Source organism: Microbacterium sp. (genome assembly GCF_047602155.1).
Classification (GTDB): domain Bacteria; phylum Actinomycetota; class Actinomycetes; order Actinomycetales; family Microbacteriaceae; genus Microbacterium.
In genome coordinates this window covers 1,228,412-1,248,931 of the sequence record NZ_JASGHZ010000001.1, presented here as the reverse complement: position 1 = coordinate 1,248,931, position 20,520 = coordinate 1,228,412, and the positions used below count along the sequence as shown (strand labels likewise).

Here is a 20,520-nt window from a genome sequence, read left to right as displayed (position 1 = left end):
ACCGTGCACGATTTTTGGGCGTTCGCGGGCAGCTACTGGTGGCTCATCTTCCCCGCCATGGCGGTGCTCGGCGGTGTCGGCCGGGCCTGGGAGCGCGGTGCGCGGGCACGTCACCAGCGACGGCTGGAGATCCTGCACGCGAAAGGCGAGCTGAAGACGGCGCAGCCGAAGCCCGTCGCCACCGCCGCCGAGCCGAAGCCGATCACGAAGCCGACGCCGACCCAGCCGCAGCTGGAGCGGCTCTTCGCCGCACACGATGCCGTGACGGCCCGGTGGCTCGACTACGAACTGGATGTCGCGAAGCTCATCGCGTTCCCGACGATCAGCGACGGCCGCCAGCCGCTGACGGCGGCGTTCCTGCGGGCGAAGAAGACGGCCGACCGGCTGCGCCCGGCATCCGCGAAGGCGCACGTGACCGACGCCGAGCTGGCCGAGTACGCCGGCGCCGTCACCGACTTCGAGGTCGCCTTCGACATCGCCGAGCGCGAGGCGCGGCGGCTGCGCGACTCGGACTTCAGCGAGACCGAGCGCAAGCGCCTCGCCACCGCGAAGCAGCTGCTGTCGGTCGCCGTCGACGAGGCCGCGACCCCGGCCGAACGCCAGCTCGCCTACCGCCGGGTCCGCGACGAGTTGGACGGCCTCATCGTCGTGTCGGACGAGGCGATCACCGTGCTGGAGGAGAAGGTGGCGCTGCCGCTGCCGTCCCGCACCCCGGGCGCCGACCCCGCCGGAGCCTGAGCCTACCACCGCCCGGCCACAGCGCCCCCCACACCTCCGCTCCAGTCGCGGCAAACTGCGGGTGGATGCCGCCAACACCCACATATCGCCGCGACCGAACCTCACGGGTGTCCGCTCCGTCGCGGCAACCGTGCCAAACGCAGGGTGAAACGGCCGAAACACCCCGCCGCACGCGCCAGACGTGCGATCCACCCTGCATTTGGCACGCCCGACGCCCGACGCCCGGGGGCACCAGCCGGCGGCAGCCCCGGGGAAACGCGGCCGCGGCGCCGCCCGCACCTCCGCTTCAGTCGCGGCAAACTGCGAGTGAAGACCGTCAACACCCACATATCGCCGCGACCGAACCCGGCGGCGGCCACCGCGCCCCGCGCTGGCGGCGGCGGCCACCGCGCCCCGGCGCCTGACGCACGCGGGCACCCGCTAGCAGCACGCCCGGGGCAAACGCGGCCGCGGCGCCCACGCCTCCCCAGCGGAGGGCGCCGCGACCGCGGGCTCAGTCGGCCGAGCTCCCACGACCCAGCTCGGCGAGATACGCCATCATGCGGGTCGTGAGGAAGCCGCCGTTGTACAGGCCGATCGCGGTGAACTGCTCGTCGAGCGTGCCCGAGCGCAGCAGGCCCGCGACCTCGTAGCTTGCGACGCTGACGACCGGTTCGGTGTCGTTGGCGCGCAGCAGCTCGACCTCGGCGGCCAGCTGCTGCCGCCCCAGTTCGAGCGATCGGCTGAGCACCGCGTCGAACTGCACGTCGACGACAACCAGGTTCTCGCCGAGCACCGCGTTGTTGTAGTACTTGTCGACGAGCCCCTGGTTGCGGGCGAAGTTGTTCAGGCCGTACCCGAGCGTCGCGTACTGCGCGTTGGGCTTGCCCGGCCCGATGTAGTCGGCGATCGCCGGCTGCACGTTCGCCTGCGACACGGCGAAGGCGACGTTGAGGTCGACGTTCGCGAGCATCTGCGTCATGCGATCGGCCGAGACCCCGTACTGCTCGGCGAGGGGCGCGATCGTCACCGATTCGAACGCCGCATAGTTCGCGTCGGCGCCGCGTCGGAAGAAGTCGCCCACCTGCTGCAGATCGACCTCGTCGCTGATCTTCGCCCCCGGGTTGTCACGCCCGACCTCGAACGTCGCGGCGGCGTTGGAGATCTGCGACCGCGCGAGCTGGGCCCACAGCGCCGGTGCGGTCAGCTCGCTGAACATCTCGTCGAGCGACGCGAAGTCGCCGGCGGCGAACCGCGCCTGGATGTCGGCGATGCGGTTCTCGGCGAACATCAGCAGCGAGTACGCGTCGAACGCCCCCGCGTAGCCGTTGACGAGCCCCTCGACATCCGAGACGTTCTTCGGCTCGTACGCCGACAACCGGTCGAGGAAGGCGCCGAACTCCAGTGACGCGGTCGTGGTGTCCATCGCCTGCGCGAAGAAGGTGTCGAGCCCGGCGAGCCCCTGCGTCGTCAGCGGCAGCAGGAGGCTGCCGACGGCGGCGATGGCCTCCATCGCGGCGGCGGCCTGGGCGGCGAGGTTGTAGGCGCCGGCCTGCAGCCCCTGCCGCTGCAGGTCGGTCGCCTGCGCCGCGTAGCCGTCTGCGAGGGCGATGAGGCCGGTCGCGGCGAACACCTCCTGAACGGCGGCGGGCAGACGCTCCAGCGACGCGCGCGCCGCCGTGTAGCGCGCGAGCGCGGCATCCGTCTGCGGCTTGATCTTGTCGTACGAGGTGTTGTCCAGCCGCGGATCGCGAGTGACGCCGGGCACGTCGATCTGCGTGCCGGTGAGGTGCTGATACGCCTCGTAGATGTCGCCGACCTCGATCACCTCGACCCCGATGCGGTCGCCCTCGCGCACGACATCGACGTAGTCGCCGTTCTTGTCGGGGGTGTTGCGCTGGCCCATCGGGATCAGCACGGTCGTGAACCCGGCGTCGCCGGCGGCCGCGACCTTCTCGGGAATGCCCCCGACCGGGCCGATCATGCCGGTCGAGTTGATGGTGCCCGTCATGGTCACCTTCTTCAGGAACTTCTCGCCGCGTGCGAGGGCGATGAGCCCGGCCGTCGTGAGCGCCCCCGCGCTCGGGCCGTCGTTCCAGCCGTCGGTCTCGAAGCGGAACTCGCCCTCCAGCGGCAGGCCGAGCAGCAGCGTCGAGGCGATGGCGGCGTTCCAGGCGCCCGCCTGCGACTGGTCGCCGATGCCGCCGACCTCGTCGACCGAGAACTCCACCCGGAAGTCGCCCGCCTCTTCCGGATCGGTGCGGGAGATCTTCGTCGTGCCCGTCGTGCCCTCCGATCCGCGCGTCGCGAGCCACGTGATCGTGATGCTGGTGCTGGTGGACTTCTCGGGGATGGTCGCCGCGACGCATCCACTGGCGACCAGGGCGACCGAGACGGTGAGGGCGAGCGCGGCGAGCGCGCGATGGATGCGGAACACGATGTCCTCCGGATGAGTGGGGAGCGGGCCATGCGGATCCCCTCCACAATCGCGGCCGCATCCGCCGCGCACCCCCGTTTGCGCGGAACCCGAATGATCCCGAACGATAGGATCGCGGCAGCGCGAGGGAGGTGCCGATGGATGCCGTGATCTGGTCGCACGACGCCGTCCGAGCGGCGGCCACCCTCGACGACCTGACGGCGCTGCTGCGCGACCGGCGCGTGCACGCCGGATCGCCGTCGTTCAGCGAGCTCGCCCGCCGCGTGAGCGATGTGCGCGCCGCCCGTGGCGTCCGGGCGAGCGAACGCTCTCCCGGACGCATCACGGTCTACGACTGCTTCCGCTCCGGACGGCGCCGCGTCGATGTCGAGCTCGTGCTCGACATCGTGCGGGCGCTCGGCGGCGACGAGGCCGAGGTCGGGCACTGGCGCGAGAGCTGCGCGGCGGTGCTGCGCCGCGACGCCGCGGGCGTCGTGCCGGCCCGCCGCGACGACCTCACGGTGGCGGCGGCGTTCACGGGGCGCGGCGGCGAGGTCGCGGCGGTGCGCCGCGCCATCGGGCCGGTGCTCATCACCGGCATGCCGGGTTCGGGCAAGACGCAGGTCGCGACCCGGGCGCTGCGCGAGCTGGTGGATGCCGGCCGCATCGCCGGCGTCGTCTCGGTCGACCTGCGGGCGAGCGACACGTCGGCCTGGCAGTCGTCGGCGACGGCGATGCTCGATGCCGTCGCCGTCGCGCTGGGGTCGGAGGCCGATCCCGACGCCGAGCTCTCCGAGCGCGCGGAACATGTCGCCGACCTGCTCTCGCGGCAGAACACCGGGCTGGTCGTCGACGACATCGCGGCGTGGGAGCAGGTGGCCGCGCTGGCCGAGCGGGTCGTCGCCACCCCGCTCGTGCTCGTCAGCCGGTCGCTGCTGGACACGCCGCCTGCGGTGCAGCTCGTCGAACTCGCCCCGTGGTCGCCGCAGGAGGGGCTCGATTACCTCCGCGCCATCGTCGGCGCCGCGCGGGTCGATGCCGAGCCCGAGGCCGCGGCCGACCTCGTCACGCTGGCGGGCGGGCTGCCGCTGGCGGCCGCCCTCACCGCGGCACGCATCCACGCTCGCACGCACTGGACCCTGGCCGAGCACCGCGACGCGCAGCGCGCCCGCCTCGACAGCCTGCGCCTGGACGACCCGGTGAGCGACTCCATCGCGCTGACGGCGGGGATGCTGCGGCCCGAGGCGCTGCGGGCGCTGCGGCTGCTGGCCGTGCTGCCGTGCGACGGCATCCCGGAAGAACTGCTCGGCGCGCTCCTGGACGTCGACGACGCGGCGGCCGCCGAGATCTTCCGCGAACTGGCGGCCAGTCACTGCGCCGAGCGGCACGAAGGCTCCGTGGCCGGCCCGCGGTGGCGGCGCATCGGGCTGCACGCCCTCGTCCGTGCGTACGGGGCGGCCGCGTCGTGGGACGACGATCCGCAGGGGGTGCGGGACGCCGCGCTCGACCGCCTCGCCGACGCCTACCTCGAGCGGGCTCGCGGCGCCGCGGAGGCGATCCATCCGGGTCATGCGGCGAGCTATCCGCACACCCCGGCGCCGACGGCATCCTTCGACCCGCTCGACGGCGAGCGGTGGCTGGCGGCGGAGCGCGTCTCGCTGATGCTGCTCGCCGAGGCGCTGGAAGACCGGCGGCCCGAGGTCACGGTGCGCACCGCGCAGGCGCTCAGCCGTCATCTCGACGTGCAGGGGCTGCTGCCGCTGGCGCTGCGACTGCAGTCGCGGTCGCAGGAGCTGGCGCAGGTGCTCGGCGATCCGATCGACATCGCCATCGCCGCGCACGCTGTCGCCCAGCTACGCATGCGGCTGCGGCACGAGGGCGCCGTCGCCGAGCTGGAACGCGCCGCCGCGCTCGCGGCGCAGCTGCCGCTGCCGCGGCTGAGCGCCTCGGCGACGAACGCGCTGGCCGTCGCCGCCGTGCACGCGGGCGACCTCGAGACGGGCCTGCGGCACTTCGAGAGCGTCCTGGAGATCGCGCAGACGCGCGGCATCCCCGAGTACGTGGGGCCGAGCCTGGACAACATCGCGATCGTGATGCGCCAGCTCGGCGATATCGAGGGGTCGATCGTCCGGCATCGCGAAGCCTACGAGCTCGCCGTCGCCCAGGGGCACGCGCGCAACGCGGCGAGCGCGCTGAGCAATCTGAGCGACGACCAGCTCGCCGCCGGCGACATCGACGGCGCGGTCGAGTCGGCCGCGCGCGCGGTGGAGCTGACCGCCGACTCCCGGGGCGAGACGCACGCGTACGCGCTGACGAACCTCGGGCTCGCGCTGTCGGCGCAGGGGCACGCCGCCGACGCCATCGCCCACCATCGCCGCGCGCTGGAGGTCAGCGAGGAGATGTCCGATCCGGTGCTCAGGATGGCCATCCACATCAACCTGGGGCTCGCGCTGCGCGAGGCCGGCGACGCCGCGGCCGCCGCACGCGCGCTCGAGGCGGGGCTCGCGCTCGCCACCGACAGCGCCCACGAGCGCGGGCGCGGGCTGCTGGGGCTGGCCGAGCTCGCGGCCGACGCCGGCGACGCCGCAGCCGCCGCCGTCCACGCCGAGGCGGCGCTCGGGGCGCTGCCCGAGGGCTCGTCGCCCGAGCGCACCCGCGCCGAGCAGCTACGGCGCCCCCCTCACTGACCACGGCTGTGCCAAACGCAGGGTGAACCGGCCCGCAGACGGCCGCGCACGCGCAGAAAGCGCGTTTCGCCCTGCGTTTGGCACGCGCCGTCGCCCCGTCACCCCGGCGCGGCAGCCGCTGTCGGTCGCGGTGGACGGAGCCGCGACACCCGCGGAGCCCAGGTCGCCCACAAGCGGTGGCCCTCTCCCGACAAGGAAACGACCGGGCCGGGAAGGCGATACCGTGTGACGGAAGGGAAGGAGCACCAGTGCGCCGGGGATCCAATCTGCCCGCCGTCGGCAGTTACAACCAGACGCTGGTTCTCGACCTGATCCGCCGGTCACCGGAGGGGCTCAGCCGCGTCGAGCTCGCGGAGCGCACGGGGCTGTCCCCGCAGACGCTCAGCAACGTCACGCGCCGCCTGACGAATGAGGGGCTGATCCTCGAGGCCGGCAAGGTCATCTCGGGGCCGGGCAAGCCGCGCACGCTCCTCGCCCTCGATCCTCGCTCGCGCTATGCGATCGGGGTCCACCTGGACCCCAGCGTCGACACGATCATGATCGTGGACATGTCGGGAAGGGTGATCGCGCAGGCGGAGCATCCCCCCGGGCAGACACAGGATGCCACGCGGCTCGTGGCGGCGATGGCGGGAGCCGTGCGGGCGATCGTGGACCGCGCCGGCATCGACACGGATCGGATCCTCGGCATCGGCGTCGCGGCGCCGGGACCGGTCGACACCGCATCGGGACGGCTCCTCGATCCGCCGCTGCTCCCCGCGTGGCATGGCGTCGACCTCACCGCCCGGCTGCTCGACGAGACCGGGATGCCGACGGTGCTGGAGAAGGACGTGACGGCCGCCGTCGTCGGCGAGCAGTGGCTGGCGTACGGTGACGAGCCCGGTGACACGCTGTTCTTCTACTACGGCGCGGGCATCGGTGCGGGCCTCACGCAGTCCGGGCTTCCCGTGCGGGGGCGGACGGGGAACGCGGGCGACATCGCGCACCTCGGTGTCGATGCGGACGGCCCTCGGTGCGAGTGCGGTGCGCGGGGATGCCTCGGCACCTCGCTCGAACCCGACGAGCTCCTGCGCGAAGCGGGCCTCCTGGAGGGGGCGGATCGCCCGGGCTCTGCAGACCCGCGGCCTGCGCTCGACCGCCTGCGCGGCCTCGCCGAAGACGGCGAGCCGCGCGCGGTCGCGGCGCTCGAACAGGCCGCGCGCCGTCTGGCCCGCGGCCTCGTGCAGATCAACAACCTGCTCGACGTCGACATGGCGGTGATCGGCGGCCCCGTTTGGGTGCGACTCGCTCCCGTGCTGCGCGATCCGCTCCGTGCGGCGCTCGCCCGCGACACGGCGGTGCGCACGACGGGGCCGCTGCGCCTGCGCGATTCACGCGGGGGCACGGATGCCGCGGCGGTGGGCGCGGCGTGCCTCCTGTTGGATCGCGCCTTCACGGCGCGGCCGACGGCGCTGCTGATCACGGAGTAGTCCCCGCTCCCTCAGATCCAGGAGGAACTGCTTGACATCTTTAATCCATTTGATAGATTAACCCACGAGTCCGGCACACGAGAGTGCTCGAACCCCCCTAGCAAAGGAGCAGGAATGCAACACAGCAGGCTCGGCACCATCGCGGCGATCGCCACCGTCGGCGCCATCCTCAGCGGATGCGCCTCGAGCGATTCCACCCCCAGCGCAGACGAGACCGGCGACCGCACGATCACGGTGGTCTACCAGATGACCTCCGCGTTCCACCAGCTCGATGACCTCTTCCAGAAGGTCAAGCCCGAGTTCGAGGCCGCCAACCCCGGCGTCACGGTCAACCTGCAGCCGATCGAGTCCGAGGACGAGTACTTCACCAAGCTCGCCCTCATGAACGGCTCGGCCGACACGGCCCCCGACGTCATCTACGAGGACACGTTCCAGATCCGTTCGGATGCCGCCGCCGGCTACCTGCTGCCGATCGACGACTACCTCGCCGACTGGGACGACTGGAGCCAGTTCTACGACGCCGCCAAGGAGGCCGGTCTCGGTGACGACGGCCAGACGTACGGCGTCTCGATGGGCACGGACACCCGCGCCATCTACTACAACAAGAACATCTTCGCCGCGGCCGGCCTGCCGACCGACTGGCAGCCGGAGAGCTGGGATGACATCATCGAGGCCGCTGAGGCGATCCACGCCTACGACGCCGACCTCATACCGCTGAACATCTACGGCAGCAAATCAGCCAGCGAGCAGGCATCCATGCAGGGTCTGGAGATGCTCCTCTACGGCACGAAGTCGACGCTGTACGACACCGACTCGCAGAAGTGGGTCACCGGCTCGACCGGCATGACCGACTCGCTCGGCTTCTACCAGACGCTCTACGAGAACGACCTGGGGACGCCGCTCGACCTCGCGCTCGATTCGACGATCGGCAGCCGCGTCTCCACCGAGCTGATCCCAGAGGGCAAGCTCGCGATGGCGATCGACGGCTCGTGGCTGCCCGGCGGCTGGATCGAAGGCGACAACGCGTGGGCCGACTGGGAGAGCACCATCGGTCTGGCCAAGATGCCCACCCAGAATGGCGAGGATCCGGGCTACACGTCGATGTCGGGCGGCTGGACGCTCGCGGTCGGTTCGCAGACGGACTACCCGAAGACCTCCTTCGACTTCATCGCGATGGCCCTGAACCAGGAGAACTCGCTCAAGTACGACACCGAGAACAGCCAGATCGCCGTGCGCGACGACGTCGCGACCACGGACGAGTACCTGGACTACAACCCCACGTTCTCGTTCTTCTCGGACCTCGTGCAGTACACGCACTTCCGTCCCGCGACGCCGGACTACTCGCAGATCTCCAGTGCGCTGCAGCAGGCCGCGGAGTCCGTCATCACGGGCGACGCGACAGCGGAAGAGGCGGCGCAGACCTACGACGACGCCCTGACCAAGATCGTCGGCGCGTCACACGTCGAGGCTGGCGACTGAGCCGGATGGCCACCGTGACCACGCCTCGCCCGCTCCGCGCTCCTTCGGGTGCCCGGAGCGGGCGGGGCACCCTCCGCACCCTGTCGAAGTCGACCCCGCTGATCCCGGCGCTCATCCTCCTCGTCATCTTCCTGGTCGGGCCGATCATCTTCGCCCTCTGGGGATCGTTGACGAACCAGGCGCTGTCGGGCTATCGCGCCGCGAAGCCCGAGTTCATCGGCCTCGACAACTACATCGCCCTCTTCGGCGACAAGGACTTCTGGAACTCCGTCGTCCTCACCCTCGTCTTCGTGTTGTTCTCGGCGATCATCGGCCAGAACGTCCTCGGGCTCGCCCTGGCGGTCCTCATCCGCACGGCGACGAAGGCACTGTCCGTGACCGTGAGCACCCTCGTCGTCGTCGCGTGGGTCATGCCCGAGGTCGTCGCCGCTTTCGCCCTCTACGCCTACTTCTCCTCCGACGGCACCCTCAACGCGATGCTGAACGGCATCGGGCTCGGCTCGGTCAGCTGGCTCATCGACTACCCGATGCTCACCGTCATCCTCGCGAACATCTGGCGCGGGACGGCCTTCTCGATGCTCGTCTACAACGCCGCCCTCGCGGAAGTCGACCCCGCGGTGCAAGAAGCCGCGCAGATCGACGGCACCACCACGGTGCAGCGCTTCTTCCTCGTGACCATCCCGATGATCCGCCGCTCGATCACCACCAACCTGATGCTGACGACGCTGCAGACGATCGGAACCTTCGGCCTCATCTGGGTGATGACCGCGGGCGGCCCCGGCACGCGCAGCTCGACGCTGCCCGTGCTCGCCTACCAGGAGGCGTTCAAGTTCGCGCAGGTCGGCTACGGCACCGCGATCGCGGCCGTCACGATCGTGCTCGGCGCCGTGTTCGCGATCCTCTACATCAAGATCCTCAAGCCCGAGGTGGAGTCATGACCGTCGCCCCCGCAACCTTGGCCGCACCGGCCCGACGCCGCACCCCGCGATCGGTCGCCGCACCCACACGACAAGGGGCGCGGTGGTTCGCGAACATCTCGCTCGTGGTGATCGGCCTCTCGTTCCTCATCCCGATCGCCTGGATCGTGTTCTCGTCGGTCGACCCGAAGGCGCTCGTGTCGGTCTCCGTGCCGGGATCGCTGACGCTCGACAACTTCGCCGCGGTCTTCACGTTCGATCAGACGCTCCTTCCACTGTGGAACTCGACCCTGATCTCCTTCGGGACGGCCTCGCTGACGGTCGTGGTCGGCGTGCTCGCCGCCTATCCGCTGTCGCGCTTCAACATGCGCTTCAACCGCGGCTTCCTGTACGGCGTGCTGTTCGGCTCCTGCCTTCCGATCACCGCGCTGATGGTGCCGGTGTACGCGATGTTCGTGCAGTTCAAGCTGCTCGACTCGCTCGTGGGAGTGATCCTCTTCCTCGCCGCCACGTCGCTTCCGATGGCGATCTGGATGCTGAAGAACTTCATGGACTCGGTGCCGGTCTCTCTCGAGGAGTCGGCGTGGGTCGACGGGGCATCGGCGATGCGCGCGCTGTGGCAGATCGTCCTGCCGCTCATGCGCCCCGGCCTCGGCGTCGTGTTCATCTTCGTGTTCACTCAGGCGTGGGGGAACTTCTTCGTCCCCTTCATCCTGCTGTTCAGCTCGGAGAAGATGCCGGCCGCCGTCGCGATCTTCACGTTCTTCGGAAACCACGGCGCGGTAGCCTACGGGCAGCTCGCGGCGTTCGCGATGCTCTACTCCGCGCCGATTCTCGTTCTCTACCTCGTCATGCAGCGCATGACGGGCAACTCGTTCGCCATGGCCGGCGGCGTCAAGGGCTGACACCCCCGCCCCCGCCTCCCGCTTCTCCACCGGGCCTGCCCGGCCGACCCTCGACGTAAGGACCCACCGCACGTGCACGACCGCACCCCCCTCATCGAAATGCGGGTCGACCGCTTCCTCCGGGAGCGACTGCTGCCCGCCGTCCACCGGGCCTCCGCGCCGCTCACGGTCTCGGCGTGGGAGGCGCCCGGGGAGCCGGTGCCGTTCGAGGAGGCCTCGGTCGCGCCCTTCACGCCGTTCGCCGTCGGCGACGTGTGGGGTCGGCCCTGGGGAACGACCTGGTTCGCCGTGCACGGAGCCGTGCCCGCCGCGTGGCTCGACCAGCCGGGCACGCGCGCGGAACTGGTCGTCGATCTCGGGTTCACCGCGGGGCAGAGCGGCTTCCAGGCGGAGGCGCTGGTCTGGCGCCGCGACGGATCCGTCATCAAGGGCGTGTCACCGTTCAACACGACGGTCGCCGGCGCCGTCGTCGACGGCGCCGTGGACGTCCTGGTCGAGGCGGCATCCAACCCCGACGTCGGCAGCCTGTTCAGCTTCGACCCCACGCACCTGGGCGACCCGACGACCGCCGGCAGCGAGCCGATCTACCGCCTACGCACGCTCGAGCTGGGTCTGCGGGATCTGACCGTGAGCGCGCTCGTGGACGACGTGATCGTCCTGCGCCAGCTCGTCGCCGAGCTCGACGCCTCGTCGCCGCGCCGCGCGGAGCTCGTCGAGGGGCTGGACCGGATGGTGGACGCCGTCGATCCGCACGACGTGGCGGGGACGGCGGATGCCGGTCGCGCCGTGCTCGCGCCGCTGCTCGCGAGCCCCGCGCACGCGAGCGCGCACGTGCTGCACGCCGTCGGGCACGCGCACATCGACTCGGCGTGGCTATGGCCGGTGCGCGAGACGGCCCGCAAGGTCGCCCGCACGTTCTCCAACGTGCTCGCGCTCATGGACGAGGACCCCGACTTCGTGTTCGCGAGCTCGTCGGCGCAGCAGTTCGCCTGGATCAAGGAGCGCTACCCGGAGATCTGGGGCCGGCTCGTCGAGCGCGTCCGCGAGGGCCGTTTCGTCCCCGTCGGCGGCATGTGGGTCGAATCCGACACGAACATGGTCGGCGGCGAGGCGATGGCCCGCCAGTTCCTCGAGGGCAAGAGCTTCTTCCTCGAGGAGTTCGGCATCGACACCCCCGAGGTCTGGCTGCCCGACTCGTTCGGGTACACCGCGGCTCTCCCGCAGATCATGCGCGCCGCGGGCGCGCGCTGGTTCCTGACGCAGAAGATCTCGTGGAACGAGACCAACCGCATCCCGCACCACACCTTCCACTGGGAGGGCATCGACGGCAGCCGCATTTTCACGCACTTCCCGCCCGTCGACAAGTACAACTCCGACGTGTCGGGCGCCGACCTCGCGCACGCGCAGCGGAACTTCTCCGACAAGGGGCGCGCACGCGTCTCGCTGCTCCCCTACGGCTACGGCGACGGCGGCGGCGGTCCGACGCGCGAGATGACGGCGGCGGTCGCACGCACCGGTTCGCTGGAGGGCTCGCCGTCGGTGCGGCACTCGACACCGCGCACCTTCTTCGAGACGGCCGAGGCCGAGTACCCGAACCCCGAGGTGTGGAGCGGCGAGCTGTACCTCGAGTTCCACCGCGGCACGTACACGAGCCAGCTGCGCACCAAGCAGGGCAACCGCCGCAGCGAGCACCTGCTGCGCGAGGCGGAGCTGTGGGCGGCCACCGCGAGCGTCCGCGCGGGGGCCGAGTACCCCGCCGCCGAGCTGCAGCGCCTGTGGCGTCACCTGCTGCTGCAGCAGTTCCACGACATCCTCCCGGGCACCTCGATCGCGTGGGTCCACCAGGACGCCGAGCGCGGGTACGCGGCGATCCGCGAGAGCGCGGAGCAGATCATCGGCACCGCGCTGCGCGCCCTCGTCGGCACGGGCACCGAGACCGTGCTCGCCAACGCGGCGCCGCACGAGCGCGACGAGGTGGCTGCGCTGTCGATCGGCCGTGCCTCATCGGCCGGGTTCGCGGCGCCGTCGCCGAGCGGCGACGGGTTCGTCCTCGACAACGGGATCGTTCGAGCCGTGATCGGTGCCGACGGCACGTTCGCGTCGCTCGTCGATCTCGCCACCGGGCGCGAGAGCGTCCCCCCGGGTGAGCGGGGCGGCGTCGTGCACCTGCACCGTGACACTCCGACGCAGTGGGATGCCTGGGACATCGACGACACCTACCGCCGCCACAGCGACGAGCTCGCCGCATCGATGGTGCGCGTCGAGGGCGACGACGTCGTGATCGAGCGCACGTTCGGCACGTCGCGGATCGTAGAGCGGGTGCGCCTGGCATCCGGCTCCCGCGTCCTCTCGCTGTCGTTCCAGATCGACTGGCACGAGACGCAGAAGCTGCTGAAGCTCGGCTTCCCCGTCGACGTGCACACCGACCGGGCCGCGTCCGAGATCCAGTTCGGACACATCGAGCGCCCCACGCACACGAACACGTCGTGGGACGCGGCGCGGTTCGAGACGGCCGCGCACCGCTGGGTGCGCGTCGGTGAGCCCGGCTTCGGGGTCGCGGTCACGAACGACTCGACGTACGGGCACGACATCACCCGCCACGAGCGCCAGGGCGGCGGCACGTTCTCGCTCGTGCGGCTGTCGCTGCTGCGGAGCCCCCTCTTCCCCGACCCGCGCCACGACGAAGGCGAATACCGGCTCGAGGTCGGCGTCGTGATCGGCGCCGAGGTGCAGGATGCCGTCGTCGAGGGCTACCGGACGAACCTCGCGCCGCGCGTGATCGACAACGCCGGAACCTCTGCGGTCGAGCCCCTCGTGATGGTGACCGACGGGGGCGTCGTGGTCGAGGCGGTCAAGCTCGCCCGCGACGGCTCCGGCGACGTCATCGTGCGCCTGTACGAGGCGCTCGGCGAGCGCGTGCGCACGGGCATCCGGTTCGGGTTCACGCACGGCACGCCGGTCGAGACCGACCTGCTGGAGCGCCCCGTGGCCGCCGCGAGCCTGTCCGACGACGGCACGCTTGCACTGCGCCCGTTCCAGCTCGTCACGCTGCGCATCCCCCGCGCCGCGCAGTAGCTTCCCGAAGAGCAGTAGCTTCCCGAAGAGCAGTAGCTTCCCGAAGAGACGGCACATCTCCGGCGAGATGTGCCGTCTCTTGCGTGCGGCGGGGTCATGCCTCGGCGGCGGCGGCCCCCTCACTGACCACGGCTGTGCCAAACGCAGGGTGAACCGGCCCCCAGACGGCCGCGCACGCGCCGAAAGCGCGTTTCGCCCTGCGTTTGGCACGCCGCCCTTGACGTCCCGCTGGTGACGTGGTTACCTAGTCAAGTAACTAACCACCAAACCAGCAGGGGGCCGGAGTGATCGAAGAAGGCCGACCGCTCTTCGTGCAGATCGCCGAGAGCATCGAAGACGCCATCGTCGACGGCAGCCTCGCCGAGCAGGCACAGGCACCGTCGACGAACGAGCTCGCCGCCTTCCACCGCATCAATCCGGCCACCGCGGCGAAAGGGATCGCGATGCTCACCGACAAGGGCGTGCTGTACAAGCGCCGCGGCATCGGCATGTTCGTCGCCGACGGCGCCCGCGAACTGCTGCTCACCGAACGCCGCGCGGCGTTCGCCGACCGCTACCTCGACCCGCTGCTGGCCGAGGCGCGAACGCTGGGCCTCGGCCCCGACGACGTGAGCCGGCTGCTCGCGGAGCGGGCCGCGGCGTCCATCGACATCGCCACGGAAGGAACCCAGCGATGACCACCATCGTCGAGGTCGACCACCTCACCAAGCGCTACCGCGACACCCTCGCGGTGGACGACGTCAGCTTCACGATCGAGAAGGACACGATCTACGGGCTGCTCGGCCGCAACGGCGCCGGCAAGACCACCCTCATGTCGATCCTCACGGCGCAGAACTTCGCCACGAGCGGCGACGTCCGCGTCTTCGGCGAGCACCCGTACGAGAACGCCCACGTGCTCGGCCGCATGTGCTTCGTGCGCGAGAGCCAGCGCTACCCCGACGACGCCACGGCACGGCACGCGCTGAAGATGGCGCGCCTGTTCTTCCCGAACTGGAACCAGGAACTGGCCGACCGCCTCGTGGCCGACTTCCGGCTGCCGCTGCGCACGCGCATCAAGAAGCTCTCCCGCGGGCAGCTGTCGGCGGTCGGGGTCGTCATCGGCCTCGCCGCGCGCGCCGAGATCACCTTCTTCGACGAGCCCTACCTCGGGCTGGATGCCGTCGCCCGCCAGATCTTCTACGATCGGCTGCTGGCCGACTACGCCGAGCACCCGCGCACGGTCATCCTGTCGAGCCACCTGATCGACGAGGTCGCGAACCTCATCGAGCGCGTGATCGTGATCGACCAGGGCCACATCATCATGGACGAGGAGACCGACGCCGTCCGCGGACGCGCGGCGACCATCGTCGGCGACGCGGCGGCCGTCGACGCGTTCGTCGCGGGTCGCGAGGTCGTGCATCGCGAGACGCTCGGCCGCGTGGCGTCGGTCACCGTGATCGGCGCGCTTACCCGCGACGATCACCGACGCCTGGCCGAGGCCGGCCTCGACGTCGCACCGGTGTCGCTGCAGCAGTTGATCGTCCGTCTGACCCAGCGCGCCGACGACCCGGCGCCGTCGACCGAAGGAGCACTCCGATGAGCCGTACGCTCAACGTCGTCCGCATGCAGCTGATCAACCGCCAGACGTTCATCTGGATCCCGCTGATCATCCTCGGCGGCGCGGTCGCACTCAGCATCGCCGTCTACGCCATCCTCGCGGCAGCCGGCATCGACGACGTGGTCAAGGCCGGCGGCGCCGCCTCGGCCCCCCTGTGGTACTTCGTCGCGCTGGGCATCGGCGCGCTGAGCTACACGTTCCCGTTCTCGCAGGCGATGAGCGTCACGCGGCGCGAGTTCTTCCTCGGGACGATGCTGACCGCGGTCGGCGCGTCGGCGCTTCTCGCGATCCTGTTCATTCTCGGCGGTCTCATCGAGCAGGCGACGCACGGCTGGGGCCTGAACGGCTACATCTTCTACCTCGACTGGATCTGGGTGTCCGGGCCGCTCGCGGCCGGCTTCACCTACTTCTCGGCCGCGATGCTGCTGTTCACCACCGGGTTCGGCTTCGCAACGGTGTACAAGCGATTCGGCCCGCTGGGCCTGACGCTCACGTTCCTCGGGCTCGCGGTGCTCCTCGTGGCGGTGCTGTGGGTCGTGGCGTGGTCGGCGGCGTGGGTCTCCGCCATCGAGTGGATCCTGACGCAGGGCGCGCTCGGCCTCGCCCTCTGGGGCCTCGCGCTGACGGTCGTGATCGCCGCAGCCTCGTACCTGACGCTGCGCCGCGCCGTCCCGTAACCCCTGCAGGCTCAGTCGGCGGCGGCGCCCTCCTGCTGGGCGGTGTGGTGGCGGATCACCTCGGCGACGACGAAGCCGAACCACTTCTGCGCGAACTCCGGGTCGAGGTCGGCCTCGACGGCGAGGCTGCGCAGGCGGGCGATCTGCTGCTCTTCGCGCGCGGGGTCGGATGCCGGCATCCGATGCTGGGCCTTGAGCACCCCGACCTGCTGCGTGCAGCGGAAGCGCTCGGCGAGCATGAAGATCAGCGCGGCGTCGATGTTGTCGATGCTGGCGCGCAGGGCGGTCAATCGCTCGGTGGCGTCGGTCATGGCGGCTCCCTCCGTCTGTGCCGACCCTATCGGTTCTGCCGGTGCCCGCCGCGTCATCCGGGCGATTTCCCGCGTCGTCACCCCGCGTCGCGGGGGAGCCGGGCCGTAGAGTGTCAGCATGACCAATGACGAAACCGGCAGGCGGACCTTCCCCCGACGCGCGCGGCGTCGCACCTCCGGCGCACCGTCGGCAGGGACGACCGAGGTGGCGCCGGCATCCGTCGCCCCGGCGGGCGCGCGCAGCGGGCCACAGGTCTGGGCGAACGTCAACCGCCCGTTCGTCGCGGGGTTCTTCCTCGCGCTGGGCGCGCTCGCGGCGATCGCGCTCGGCACGGCGATCAGCAGCCTGGCCACGATCTGGGTCTACATCGCGTTCGCGCTGTTCATCGCGCTCGGCCTGAACCCGCTGGTGCTGCGCCTGGAAAAGCGCGGCACGAAGCGCGCGTGGGCGATCGTGATCGTCTTCTTCGCGTTCTTCGTGATCATCGCGGCCGTGATCTGGCTGATCGTGCCCACGGTGGTCAAGCAGATCGCCCAGTTCATCAACGACCTCCCCGACCTCATCTCCAACTTCCAGACCACGGACCTGTACGCGTGGCTGCACGATCAGTTCGGCGCGCAGGTGCCGGTCATCCTCGCCGAGGTGCAGAAGTTCTTCACCGATCCGAGCAACATCGCCGCGATCGGCGGCGGGGTGCTGAAGGTCGGCATATCGATCGGGACGACGCTGTCGGGCCTCGTCATCGTCATCGTGCTGAGCCTGTACTTCCTGGCCACGCTGCCCGAGATCAAGCAGGCGTTCTACCGGATGGTGCCGGCCCGGGGCCGCGAGCTGACCGCCGACCTCACCGAGCAGATCACCGACTCGGTCGGCGGATACCTCGGCGGCATGGTCGTGCTGGCGTTCTTCAACGCGCTCGTGACGTTCATCCTGTACACGGTGCTGCAACTGCCGTTCCCGGCGCTGCTGGCCGTCGTCGCCTTCGTCATCACGATCATCCCGCTCGTCGGCACCGTGCTGTTCTGGGGCATCGGATCGGTGGTGGCGCTGTTCTCCAACCCGCTCATGGCGCTGATCTTCGCGGCCTCCTACCTCGTGTACATGCAGCTGGAGGCATACGTGCTGACGCCGCGGGTCATGAACAAGGCCATCTCGGTGCCGGGTTCGCTGGTCGTGATCGGCGCCCTCGTCGGCGGCACCCTGATGGGTCTGCTCGGCGCGCTCGTGGCGATCCCCGTGACGGCGTCGATCCTGCTCATCGTCAAGAAGATCTTCATCCCCCGGCAGGACTCGCTCGTCTGAGCGTGCGTCTCAGGCGCGGTCGGGCAGCAACTGGGTCGGGCTCGGCGCCTCGACGCGACGGCGGGCGCGACCGGGGATGCCGGTGCGCTCGTCGAGCGTGAGACCGGCGACCTCGTTCGACAGCTGCCCGGCGACGAGCAGCTCGTCGCGCACGACGACGTGGTGCCGCGGCCAGTCGACGCCGGATTCGACGAGGGCCACCGGGCGCAGCTCGGCGCCGGTACCGCGCACCTCGACGACGGCGATCGTGTTCGAGCCGCGGATGCCGGCGTAGACGAAGCGGCCGTCGCGCGACAGCGCGATCTCGGCCGCGGCGTCGACGCCGGGAACGGTGCCGGGCGCCAGCGGCGTGCCGCCGACGAGCCGCCACGCCCCGGAGCCCGAGGGGTCGGGTGCCAGCGCGAACAGTTCGCACGACAGTTCCGTGACGACGTAGAGGTGGCCGGAGGGATGCCAGAGCGTGTGCCGCGGCCCGGACCCGAGCGGCAGCACCACCCGCCCGGCTTCGTGCGACACGCCACCCGGCGCCCAGATCCGCACCTGATCGAGCCCCAGGTCGGTCGTGATCAGGCCGCCGCCGGGAAGGAACCGCGCCTGGTGCGCGCGCGACGGGCGGGGCTCGGCGGCATCCATGCCCGAAAGGGCATACGGGTCGGTGGCGGCGGGGGCGAGCGACGACGACGACGGCGCCCCGGCGGCATCCAGGGTCATGCGGACGACCCGGCCGTCGCCCCAGCACGAGGCGATCAGCGCGCGCCCGTCGGGCGAGACGGCGACGTGGCAGACGGCCTCTCCGGCCTCGACCGGCGCGCCGAGCGGCACGAGGGTCTGTTCGCCGGTGCGACGGAACGCCTGCACGACCTGGCGCGCTTCGAGCGCGGCGTACAGCACCGGCAGCGTGGGGTGCCCGGCGATCCACGACGGCGAGTCGGTCACGACCGCCGGCTCGCGCAGCGACAGCGCACCCCCCGCCGACGTCTCGTCGAGCGCGCCCGCGTGCAGCACGCCGATGCCCGTGGCGGTTCCGCCCATGTCGGCGGTGTACCCGCCCAGGAAGATGCGCATCAGTGTCTCCTCACGCGTGTCGACTCGGTCGCACTCCGCGCGCTCCGCGCCGCCGTGCGCAACGCCCGCGCATCAGTCGACGAGGTCGTGCCGCACGATGACGCCGTCGCGCGCGGGACCCACGCCGATGACCGAGATGCGGGTGCCGCTCATGGCCTCGAGCGCGAGGACGTAGTCCTGCGCGGCCTGCGGCAGGTCTTCGAAGCGGCGGACGCCGGAGATGTCCTCCGACCAGCCGGGGAAGTATTCCAGAATCGGAATGGCATGGTGGAAGTCGGTCTGATTGACCGGCACCTCCTCGAATCGCCGCCCGTCGACGTCGTAGGCGACGCACACCGGGATCTGCTCGAGGCCCGTGAGGATGTCGAGCTTGGTCATCACGAGGTCGGTGATGCCGTTGATGCGCGTCGCGTACCGCGTGATCGGAGCGTCGTACCAGCCGACGCGACGCGGCCGGCCCGTCGTCGTGCCGAACTCGAACCCGCGCGTGCGCAGCCACTCGCCCTGCTCGTCGAACAGCTCGGTCGGGAACGGCCCCGACCCCACCCGGGTCGTGTACGCCTTGACGATGCCGACGATCCGGTCGAGCCGGTTCGGCCCGACACCCGCTCCGGTCGAGGCGCCGCCCGCCGTCGCCGACGACGACGTGACGAACGGGTACGTGCCGTGGTCGACGTCGAGCATGGTCGCCTGGCCGCCCTCGAAGACGACGACATCGCCGGCATCCAAGGCGTTGTTCAGCAGCAGACCGGTGTCGCAGACCATGGGCCGCAGCCGGTCGGCGTACGACAGCAGATCCTCGACGACCTCGTCGACCGTGATCGCGCGCCGGTTGAAGACCTTGACGAGCAGGTGGTTCTTCTGGTCGAGAGCGCCCTCGACCTTCTGGCGCAGGATGTTCTCGTCGAACAGATCCTGGATCCGGATGCCGACGCGGTTGATCTTGTCGGCGTACGTCGGCCCGATGCCGCGCCCGGTCGTGCCGATCATGCGCTTGCCGAGGAAACGCTCGGTGACCTTGTCGAGCGTGCGGTGGTACTGCGTGATGACGTGCGCGTTGGCGCTGACCTTCAGGCGCGATGTGTCGACGCCGCGCGCGTTGAGCGCCGACAGCTCGGCGAACAGCACCTCGAGGTCGACGACGACGCCGTTGCCGATGACGGCGTTGACACCCGGCGAGAGGATGCCGCTGGGCAGCAGGTGCAGGGCGTACTTCTCGTCGCCGATCACGACCGTGTGGCCGGCGTTGTTGCCGCCGTTGAACTTGACCACCCAGTCGGTGCGCTCACCGAGGAGGTCGGTGGCCTTGCCCTTGCCCTCGTCTCCCCACTGGACGCCGACGATCACGATGCCTGGCATGGGCTACTCCCCCGCTATCGGACGGTGAGCCCCCAGTCTATCGGGCGGGGTTGCGGGCGACGGATGCCGGCATCCGTCGGCACGGGCGACGACGCACGCCACCGCGGGCAGGTCCGCCGGCGCCCAGTCGAGGGTCGGGAGGGCGGATGCCGGCATCCATCGCAGCCGGGAGTGCTCGGTCGCCCGCGGCGTCCCGGACACGAGCGTGCAGTAGTACGTCGTGAGCGTCACGATGCCGAAGTCGTACTCGTGGATCGTGGTGGTGACGAGGCCGCCGACGGCGACGACGCAGCCGAGCTCTTCGATCAGCTCGCGGCGCAGCGCCGCGCTCGGGTCTTCGCCGGGTTCGATCTTGCCGCCGGGGAACTCCCAGCTGCCGGCGAGTGCCCTGCCGGGCCCGCGCTGCGCGGCCAGCACCCGTCCGTCGTCGCCGACGAGCACGGCACCCACCACGTCGATCCGTCTCATCCCACCGATGATGCCGCACGCGCCGCCGACTCGACCCCGCCTGTCCCCCAAACTGCCGACACCGGCGCGCCGCGCCGC

At 70.8% G+C, this 20,520-nt stretch carries 16 protein-coding genes; 11 read left to right on the top strand and 5 right to left on the bottom strand.

Translation table 11 applies throughout. From position 1 onward, the window contains the following. The first annotated feature begins 3 nt into the window (after positions 1 to 3). A complete protein-coding gene (locus QM720_RS05930) occupies positions 4 to 738 on the top strand; it encodes a hypothetical protein (RefSeq protein ID WP_415125220.1) in 735 nt (244 codons plus the stop codon). 493 nt (positions 739 to 1,231) lie between these two features. Here QM720_RS05930 and QM720_RS05925 read toward each other — a convergent pair whose 3' ends face one another. Then, the gene (locus QM720_RS05925) at positions 1,232 to 3,154 is read right to left on the bottom strand and encodes a S16 family serine protease (RefSeq protein WP_415125219.1); all 1,923 of its coding nucleotides are present in this window, start codon (positions 3,152 to 3,154) and stop codon (positions 1,232 to 1,234) included. Between the two features lie 137 nt (positions 3,155 to 3,291). Here QM720_RS05925 and QM720_RS05920 point away from each other — a divergent pair, with 137 nt between their 5' ends. The 9 genes from QM720_RS05920 to QM720_RS05880 all read left to right on the top strand — a co-directional run bounded on the left by QM720_RS05920 (position 3,292) and on the right by QM720_RS05880 (position 15,936). Then, positions 3,292 to 5,820 (top strand): tetratricopeptide repeat protein, encoded by a 2,529-nt coding sequence (locus QM720_RS05920; RefSeq protein ID WP_415125218.1) that lies wholly within the window; start codon positions 3,292 to 3,294, stop codon positions 5,818 to 5,820. Positions 5,821 to 6,068: 248 nt separating this feature from the next. Next, positions 6,069 to 7,286: an ROK family transcriptional regulator gene (locus QM720_RS05915; protein ID WP_415125217.1), complete on the top strand. Its 1,218-nt coding sequence runs from the start codon at positions 6,069 to 6,071 to the stop codon at positions 7,284 to 7,286. 114 nt (positions 7,287 to 7,400) lie between these two features. Further along, positions 7,401 to 8,765: an extracellular solute-binding protein gene (locus tag QM720_RS05910; RefSeq protein WP_415125216.1), complete on the top strand. Its 1,365-nt coding sequence runs from the start codon at positions 7,401 to 7,403 to the stop codon at positions 8,763 to 8,765. A 5-nt stretch (positions 8,766 to 8,770) separates the two neighbouring features. Then, a complete protein-coding gene (locus QM720_RS05905; RefSeq protein ID WP_415125215.1) occupies positions 8,771 to 9,703 on the top strand; it encodes a carbohydrate ABC transporter permease in 933 nt (310 codons plus the stop codon). Further along, positions 9,700 to 10,587, top strand: a complete 888-nt coding sequence (locus QM720_RS05900) for a carbohydrate ABC transporter permease (protein WP_415125214.1) — start codon at positions 9,700 to 9,702, stop codon at positions 10,585 to 10,587. The genes QM720_RS05905 and QM720_RS05900 overlap by 4 nt, the downstream gene beginning before the upstream one ends. 72 nt (positions 10,588 to 10,659) lie before the next feature. Further along, positions 10,660 to 13,662, top strand: coding sequence for an alpha-mannosidase (locus QM720_RS05895; RefSeq protein ID WP_415125213.1), 3,003 nt, complete (start codon positions 10,660 to 10,662; stop codon positions 13,660 to 13,662). Between the two features lie 284 nt (positions 13,663 to 13,946). Continuing rightward, the gene (locus tag QM720_RS05890; RefSeq protein ID WP_415125212.1) at positions 13,947 to 14,339 is read left to right on the top strand and encodes a GntR family transcriptional regulator; all 393 of its coding nucleotides are present in this window, start codon (positions 13,947 to 13,949) and stop codon (positions 14,337 to 14,339) included. Continuing rightward, positions 14,336 to 15,241 (top strand): ABC transporter ATP-binding protein, encoded by a 906-nt coding sequence (locus QM720_RS05885; RefSeq protein ID WP_415125211.1) that lies wholly within the window; start codon positions 14,336 to 14,338, stop codon positions 15,239 to 15,241. The genes QM720_RS05890 and QM720_RS05885 overlap by 4 nt, the downstream gene beginning before the upstream one ends. Then, positions 15,238 to 15,936 carry a hypothetical protein gene (locus QM720_RS05880; protein ID WP_415125210.1) on the top strand — a complete coding sequence of 233 codons (699 nt, stop codon included), beginning with the start codon at positions 15,238 to 15,240 and terminating at the stop codon, positions 15,934 to 15,936. The genes QM720_RS05885 and QM720_RS05880 overlap by 4 nt, the downstream gene beginning before the upstream one ends. 11 nt (positions 15,937 to 15,947) lie before the next feature. On the opposite strand, the gene QM720_RS05875 is transcribed toward QM720_RS05880, so the two are convergent. Further along, on the bottom strand, positions 15,948 to 16,247 hold the full coding sequence (locus QM720_RS05875; protein WP_415125209.1) for a chorismate mutase: 300 nt from the start codon (positions 16,245 to 16,247) through the stop codon (positions 15,948 to 15,950). Positions 16,248 to 16,365: 118 nt separating this feature from the next. On the opposite strand from QM720_RS05875, the gene QM720_RS05870 reads away from it, so the two are divergent. Then, a complete protein-coding gene (locus QM720_RS05870) occupies positions 16,366 to 17,550 on the top strand; it encodes an AI-2E family transporter (RefSeq protein WP_415125208.1) in 1,185 nt (394 codons plus the stop codon). A 9-nt stretch (positions 17,551 to 17,559) separates the two neighbouring features. On the opposite strand, the gene QM720_RS05865 is transcribed toward QM720_RS05870, so the two are convergent. The 3 genes from QM720_RS05865 to QM720_RS05855 all read right to left on the bottom strand — a co-directional run bounded on the left by QM720_RS05865 (position 17,560) and on the right by QM720_RS05855 (position 20,442). Then, positions 17,560 to 18,615, bottom strand: a complete 1,056-nt coding sequence (locus QM720_RS05865) for a lactonase family protein (RefSeq protein ID WP_415125207.1) — start codon at positions 18,613 to 18,615, stop codon at positions 17,560 to 17,562. 72 nt (positions 18,616 to 18,687) lie between these two features. Then, on the bottom strand, positions 18,688 to 19,974 hold the full coding sequence (locus tag QM720_RS05860) for an adenylosuccinate synthase (protein WP_415125206.1): 1,287 nt from the start codon (positions 19,972 to 19,974) through the stop codon (positions 18,688 to 18,690). Between the two features lie 3 nt (positions 19,975 to 19,977). Continuing rightward, positions 19,978 to 20,442, bottom strand: a complete 465-nt coding sequence (locus tag QM720_RS05855; protein WP_415125205.1) for a (deoxy)nucleoside triphosphate pyrophosphohydrolase — start codon at positions 20,440 to 20,442, stop codon at positions 19,978 to 19,980. Positions 20,443 to 20,520: the final 78 nt, after the last annotated feature.